This is a genomic window from Streptomyces sp. NPDC102467, assembly GCF_044765445.1.
Lineage (GTDB): Bacteria > Actinomycetota > Actinomycetes > Streptomycetales > Streptomycetaceae > Streptomyces.
In genome coordinates this window covers 39,044-46,366 of record NZ_JBIWKA010000032.1, presented here as the reverse complement: position 1 = coordinate 46,366, position 7,323 = coordinate 39,044, and the positions used below count along the sequence as shown (strand labels likewise).

General features: G+C 67.9%; 3 protein-coding genes. All 3 read right to left on the bottom strand.

Annotation, left to right across the window (positions count from 1 at the left end):
* Positions 1 to 286 precede the first annotated feature (286 nt).
* Positions 287 to 667 (bottom strand): DUF6009 family protein, encoded by a 381-nt coding sequence (locus ACIREE_RS40190; RefSeq protein ID WP_404164176.1) that lies wholly within the window; start codon positions 665 to 667, stop codon positions 287 to 289.
* A gap of 154 nt (positions 668 to 821) precedes the next feature.
* Entirely contained in the window at positions 822 to 2,417 is a 1,596-nt protein-coding gene (locus ACIREE_RS40185) for a phage/plasmid primase, P4 family (protein WP_404164174.1), read from the bottom strand.
* Complete coding sequence (locus ACIREE_RS40180) at positions 2,414 to 3,451, bottom strand: bifunctional DNA primase/polymerase (RefSeq protein WP_404164181.1); 1,038 nt, start codon at positions 3,449 to 3,451, stop codon at positions 2,414 to 2,416. Before ACIREE_RS40180 ends, ACIREE_RS40185 begins: the two co-directional genes overlap by 4 nt.
* Positions 3,452 to 7,323: the final 3,872 nt, after the last annotated feature.

Here is a 7,323-nt window from a genome sequence, read left to right as displayed (position 1 = left end):
AGAAACCGACCCCGTTCACCTGGACCAAAACAGCCGAAGAAATCCTCGACTCACTCGCCCGCTTCTGCCAACGGATCTCCGGCGCGGGACACTAGCTCGCTTGAGGTGTCATCATGCTCGGCGCACGGTCGCCCAGCACATCGCCGCCCGGCCCGACCGCCGGCCGGAGTGGTCCGGCACGGGTCGAACGCATGTCGCCCCTCGTCGCCGGACACGGAGAAGGGCGCCGCATACGCGACGCCCCTCATGTCCGTGTGACCCAGCAGCCAGCCGTTAGCGCCGGCCGCTAGGACGCGACGGCCCCGGCCGTGAGCCCACGCTGCGACCTCGGCGTCTTCAGGCCCACTCGGCCGGGCTCGATGGTGCGCGGATCGACCGCCTCGCCCGGCGCCCCGACCTCGTAGGGGCCCGTCGGCGTATTGGGACGGTCGTGCGGGAGGAGGAAGAACGTGCGGCGCTCGAAGAGTCCGCTGTCGGGGTCCTTGTCGGCGCCCGGCAGCAGGTTCACGTAACCGATCATGCGGCCGTCGCGCTCGTAGCGCGGCTTGCCACGGCGCCGGGAAGACTTGTCGAGGGCCTGGCGAACGTAGTCGAGGTTCTCCGTGCTCTCCAGCCACACCACGGTTTCCTCGTCGGCGAGCTGGTTGTCCTGCAGCATCGAACTCATGACCGCAGACCCTCCTGATTTTCCTGGGCCGCGCACCGGCCCATGCGTGTGGCGCTCACACCAGTTGTTATCTGCCCCCACAGATGGCTGACATGACAATCGCCGTTGCCATGGTACGGGCAGCGGCCCCGACCGCCCAGGGCGCTGTAAGGGCTCACCGGCCCATGCTCCCGGCATAGGCGCCCTGAGGTGCGGCGTTCATGACGTCGGGTGTCAGGGCCAGGCCCGGGTAGAGCTTGCGGTCGTTGTTCTTGATCATCTCGGCCGGTGATGCCAGGCCCAGCTCCTGCCGGATCCGGCTGGCGAACGCGCGGCTCGAGGAGGGACGGATGCTCTCTTCGGCGCACCAGCGGGCGTAGGTCTCGTAGAGCAGCTTCTGTTCTACGCGCAGGTCGGGGTTGGGGCGGCCCTCCTCCCCCTTGGTGCAGCACTCGCCGATGAACCGCCCGATGTGGTCCTCGGTCGTCTCGTACGCGGCCGTGGCCAGGCGGACCGAGACCGGGCCGTGCAGCGGATCGCGGGTGGCGAGGTAGCGCCGGGCTCCCTCGATCAGCCAGTGCAGGATGCCGGGGCCTTCGTCGCGGACCAGCTCGACCGCCAGGTTGTCGATCTTGCGCTCGTTCGGGACGACCCGCTCGAAGGGGATCAGCCGCATACGCCGCCAGAAGGCGTGCCCACCGGTGCCGACCTCGGGGCGGTGGTTGCCCAGGAGCCAGAGCTTGTGGGTGGGGGTGAAGCTGAAGAAGTCCTGCCGCATGCGCCGGGCGGTGATCTTGTCGCCGCCGGTGAGGAGTTTGACGCGGGCCTCGTTGAACTTGTCGTTCGGCTTGAGCTCGCTGCACACGACGATGCGGCGGCCGTGCAGCTCGGTCAGTTCGGTGCTGTGCTCGGCGAACTTGCCCTTCTCCATGAGGAATCCGGGCGGAGCGGCGTTCGCGTAGTCACCGAGGACCTGCGTCATGACGTCCAGCAGTACGGACTTGCCGTTGGCGCCGGAGCCGTAGAGGAAGGGCAGCACCTGGCCGCCGACGTCGCCGGTGATGGAGTAGCCGAGCAGGACGTGCAGGAAGTCGGTGGTCTCCAGGCCCTTGTCGTCGTGGCCGAAGGTGTCGCGCAGGAACCGGTCCCAGCGCGGGATCGGCATCTCCTGAGGGGCCACCGTCGTGGCCCGCGAGTGCATGTCGGTGAGCGGGTCCGGCTTGCGCAGGCCCCCGGTCCTGAGGTCGACGACGCCGGCCGGGGTGCACAGGACGTAGATGTCGCCGTCGAGCACGTCGGGGTCCAGGCTGAGGCTGGGCGCCGCCTGTGCCTGGTGCAGCAGCGCCTTCATGCCGGCCGTGGACTGGGAGCGCCTGCGGTGCATCAGCAGGTCGCGGTTGCTGAAGTAACCGCGCGGGTCGCTGTCCGGGATCTGTTCGGCCATGTCGCCGGCCGCCCACAGGGCCGCCTTCTCGCCGCCGGTGCGTTTCCAGCGGTACTGCTCCCAGCCGTACCAGCCCAGGCCTTCGACGTGACGGAACCGGTCCCTGTAGAGGGTGGCGAAGAGTTTGGCGTTGCCACGGTCGGTCAGCTCGTCGGGGAACACGCCCTGTGGGGCGCACTCCCTGACCTGGACCCTGGGCTCCTCAGTCTGTTGAGCGGGAAGGTCCGGCTGTCCGCCCGACAGGTCCAGGTCGAAGCTCTGCTGCTGGATCTGCTCGGCTGCGGCGACGGCATCGAAGCGGCGGGGCTGCTCGGCGCTGCTGCTCATGAGCGTCCTCGGGGGTGGAACGGGCGCTGGGCGCCTGCGGACAGAGCGGATTCGATGATGGCGAGGTTGCGGCGTTCCTGGTGCGGGCGGGCGTGCCGCGCCGCTTCCTCCAGCAGGGCACGCACCTCCCCCGCGGCCAGATGCCCGCCGTGGACCAGACCACCTGCAGCGTAGGCCGCCCGGTTCAGTTTCTCCGTGAAACTCGCCCCTTCCGGGATCGCCGAACACGCCGTGACCTCCGCCAGGAGCGGCTCCAGAATCCTGGTCGCGGTTCTGGGCGCACCTCGCCGGGGCGTTCGCACGGCGGAAGGCGCAGGGAACGTCTCCTTGGGCCGCGGAACATGACCGGTACGAGCCAACTCCCCGGCGAGCCACAGCGGCAGCGGGGCGGGCGTGCGGACGTCGCCCACGGGCGTGTAGCGGCCCGCTGTCGTACGGGTCGCGGGCGCGACGATGTAGCCGTTGTCGGAGCGGACGTCGACCTGCCAGGCCAGGGCTGTTCTCGGGCTCGATCCGGTGGACGACTTGTATCTCGTCTCCGGATACGCATTTCGGTACCAGATGTGCAGCCCCCCGGATGGTGTTCGGATGCGCAGCGTGGCCTCGTCCTCGGCAGGACTGGGCTTCCCCCGCAGCGCGGCAAGCAATGCCAGTGTGTCGAAACCCGTGGCGAGGCCGGCGAGGTCCACCTGCGGGCCGATCGGAATACCCGGCAACAGGCGGGACCGGTCCGGGACTTCGACGGCGTGCGCGTCCACGTCGATGACCACGAGATCGGCCGGACCGCAGGAGACTCCCACCCCGAAACGCGGCTGTGCGCCCCACCAGGCGTCGATACGCTCGGCGGACGTGGTGGCGGCGTGGAAGCCGTGGCACCAGCGGCCGGCCTCGATGCACGGACAGGTCGCCGGTGCGTGCCGGTCCTCCTTGCAGGCCTCGCAGTTGGCCGCGGGCGTTTTCTGCCGGGGAGCCAGCGGATGCACGGGCCACCCTGCCCGGGCACACCACCCGGCGACAGCACGAGGCTGCTCAATGGTCCCCTCCAGGACCGTCGAGCTTTGCTCAAGCTGACGCGGCACTACTTGTCCTTGTCACGGGTCGGGGCGGGCGTCGTCCCATGGCCTTTGCAAAAGCCATAGTCAGCGGCGCTCTGACGGGCCAACGGGACTAAAGGGACTGAGTTTTCGACATGGCGTTGCCGAGACTAGCGCACCCCCTCGTTCCCGTGATCAGTACGTCCCATGTGTCGTGGAAAGTTCGGTCCCGTCAGTCCCGCCGGGGGGCATCCGCGGACGCCTTCGGCGATAAGCCCGGCTTGGATGGACTTCTCCCGTAAAGCGGTGCTCGGGTGGACGGGACTGAAGCGGGGCCCAAGAAAGCTTCGGTCCCGCGCGGGCTTCAGTCCCGCTTCAGTCCCGCTGGTAAAAGCCCAGGTCACAGCAGGTGAGCCAGAAAATCACGGGACTGACGGGACCGAACCTCCCCCTTATGAGCTGCCTAGAACCCTTGACTCTCTCTTTACGTACGCGCACATACCCGCACACACACACGATCTAGGAACAAGGGGGTTCGGTCCCGTTAGTCCCGTGACGGTCCCATTTTGGCGTACGACAAGGCGCTGACCTGGGCTTTTGTGGACGGGACTGAAGCGGGACCGAAGCGCGGCCACAGTCCGCGTCCCAGTCCCGCCCCCGCAGAGCAAGCGGGTGGCTTTTCCGCGGGCTGTCTCTCCCTGGGATGTGCCGGACGGTGCGGCTGCCCCCTGGAAGCGCCACAGGGGCCTTCTGGGACTCCCTGGGCGGCCTTCCCTCGCTGGTGCCTGCCCGAGGGCTTCTGGGGCCCCTGGAGGGGCTGTTGGGCCCCGTTGCGGTTGCGCGCCGCTCTTCACGGCGGCATGCGCGAGCAGGCAGGTGGCCGATGCCAATGTACTTGAAGGCTCAATGAATTCGCTGAGAGCCTCTGAGAGTGCGTCACCGAAAGCGCGAAACCGGGGTCGCGAAGCCCCCTCGGGACGGGCGGGGTGCCTCGGTCTCCGATGTCCCCACCACTCCCCCACGTCTGATGACCGGTCACCGCTCGCCAAGCCGGTGGGGGGCCATGCCCGCCCCGGCGGAAGTGGCTTGCGGGCCGGCCGCTCTCCACCTGAACCGCATGGTTCCCGGAACACACCGAGGTCGGCCCCACTGGTTGACGGCTACGGACGTACTGGAGCGTGCGCTCCGCTCTCCCGGACATGAGGTCGTTCCGACGTCGGGTGCCTGTGGGCCAGGACCGAACCCCGGCGCACCCAGGACGCGCCAACTGTGCGGCAAAGCTCGGGCGGAGAACCCTCCCCGGCACTCGCGTGTCCGGGTACGGGGCCGAGGAAGATCACTTTGCGATGTGCGGATGGAAGCGGTCGGCAACTGATGACAGCGACCGGACAGGGAAACGCCAGACGCTCCGAAACAGGTCGGTGCGAACCACAGTGCCGCGCACCGGAAGCATTCGGGAGGCTTGTCCCCCGCCCGGCCCGAGCCTGCCGCATCTCCCCTTGACGGCTCGTGAGGAGGCGGCGGTCGGGAGAGATGGTCTGCGAGAGGGGCTACCGGTCGAGTCGCCGCCGAGCGATGTCACTGTCGTTCGCTCTCTGCGCTGCCCGGTGTGGTCGGCGCAGAGTCCCGGCCGGCCAGTGCGAAGCGTTGGTGTGGAGCTGTACCGCACTTCTCGACGGCGCGCCCGTGCGTGACAGGCATCGCTTAGCTCGGTACGCCGCGCGCGGTTGGAGTGCCGTCAGCCGCCGCACCACGTAGACGCCCTGTGGCGGAGCAAGCAGAACAGCACGCGGAAATGAGGACGCCCGGCGGCAGCGCATCTGTCGCGGCACGGCACACCTGCCCGACACCCAGGGCGACAGGCCCGCTGCCGCGGACGCCGTGCGACAGTGTGTGCGCACAGCCATGCGGAGGGCCCACGTGTTCCACCTGCGGACAGTGGACAGCTGACAGCTGACAGCGGATCAGGGCATCGCTGACGACACCGTATGACGATCAGGGCTGCGTCCACGGCCGGGGCCTGCATGGCCGCACAACGCCCTCGCATGGAGAGCGGCCTGCGAGTGCATCAGTTCTCGGGCCGGGAACATGACGCAAGGAGACAGGTCCTGGGTACATCCGGACTCGACTCCCCGCCCTTCCGTCGAATCGTCGCATCGCCGACGGTACGAAAGCGACTGCGGACTTGGTTCTGCTTGCCGGACTCATCCCCCGGACCACGCTCGCCGCAGCGGTCCGCCAGGCAGCACTTCCTCACTGGCTAGGACGCGGCCCGCGTCTCGGGTGGTGCGCGGCGGGCACCCCATATGCGATCGCTGCCGAGGCACTGTTGAGGCGCATGACAACCATCCGCAATCTCACCAACGGCAGTCTCCCAGCGTGGCCTACGCGATGGTGTATCGCGTTCTCAGAGCCGCATCGGCAAGCGCTCCCCCTGCGCAGGCAGGTGTTGAGTCAGCTGGTGATCCCAAGCTGAAGCACCTCCCACTGATGGCCCGTCAAGCCGAGAGTCCCCTGCAATGGTAGTCGAGCGGTGCCCTATGATGGCGATACATCTGAACGTTGAAAACAGCCTCTGACCAGGTAAAACAAATGACACTGCAAACATCGGTGCAAGCTTGCGCGCAAACCTCTTGAGGGGTGGTCGTTATCATCTTGCGCCCTGCCTTGCGATCTGCCTTGAGCTAGGACGTCATCAGGGTTTGCCTACACGCCGCGCCTGCGGCGTACACTCGGGTCCACCTGCGTATGTCTGCAACCATGCATCACCATCCCTTGAATTGGGCAAGGGGCTTGGCATGTTTGCGCGTTCGTTCGTCGGTGAGGTTCGCACCCTGAGTAGCGGCCGAAGTGCCCGCCAGTCAGCGTGCTCACATGCTCACCGGTCGACAGGCCAGTTCGCAGGCGGAACCCTTAGTAAGCCCACCGACACGTGGCCCTGTGCGGTCGCCGGTCGGTGTGGAAGCCAGCCTGACTGCTGGCGGGCTGGCGCCCCTCACGGTACGTCTGCCAGTGCGTGCCCAGGCCCACCTGCATGCCAGCATGTGCATCGGTCGACGTATTCGACGCAGGGCCTGCCTCCAGACCCGCAGGGCGACTTGCCCGTGAGCCAGCACGGCAACCGGTCAGGCGGCTTCCCCGCATGCCGCACCGTACGCAGGCACGTGGGCACGACGGGCGGTCGGCATCACGACGCGACGGCAGACTGGGGTGCGGGTGGGCCGGTCCAGGGACCTGGGTGCTTGTCAGCGAGCCGGTGCCGTTACCCGTACGGCCGTCGGACGGTGTGTGGACGCGCTGACCCACATGCGGGTACGCCGATCCGTCTGCGGCTCTACCGGACGGTCTGTGCACAGGCTCGCCGGTCTCCCGGTGCGCTCGCAAGCTCGTATGCCGGTGTACGTGGTGAGGGGCGAGCCGAGTTGGGTGGAAGTAGGCGTGTGGGTCGCGTCGCCGGTCGGCCCAAGTATGCGGTGCCGGGCCAGGGCGCCGATGTCCCTGCTGGTACGCCTCGCACCTGAGGTGGGCATGGGCGGAGCAGATGGAGTGGTTGCCGGACGGTCTGCTTGAGGGACTGCCTGAGCAGACGTAAGTACTCCGGTCCGTCGGGATGCTGATGTGCCGCCAGGTACCGCACTGGGGGAGTGTGTCGGCACGGACCTGTGCGAGAAAGCCTGTGCGCCTGCGTGTCACTCCGTGGGGTGCCGGGTGGCCCTGGTAGCCTGTTGATCGCCAAGCGACGCAACTTCGCCGGAGGTGACTGGTTCTGTGGGGGTGTCAAGTGTGTTCCCAGCAGGGGTATTCGCCGAGGAAGAGGTGGACGGCCACGCCGGGAGAAACGCGAGCCTGCCGACAGTGAGCACTGTCGGGCC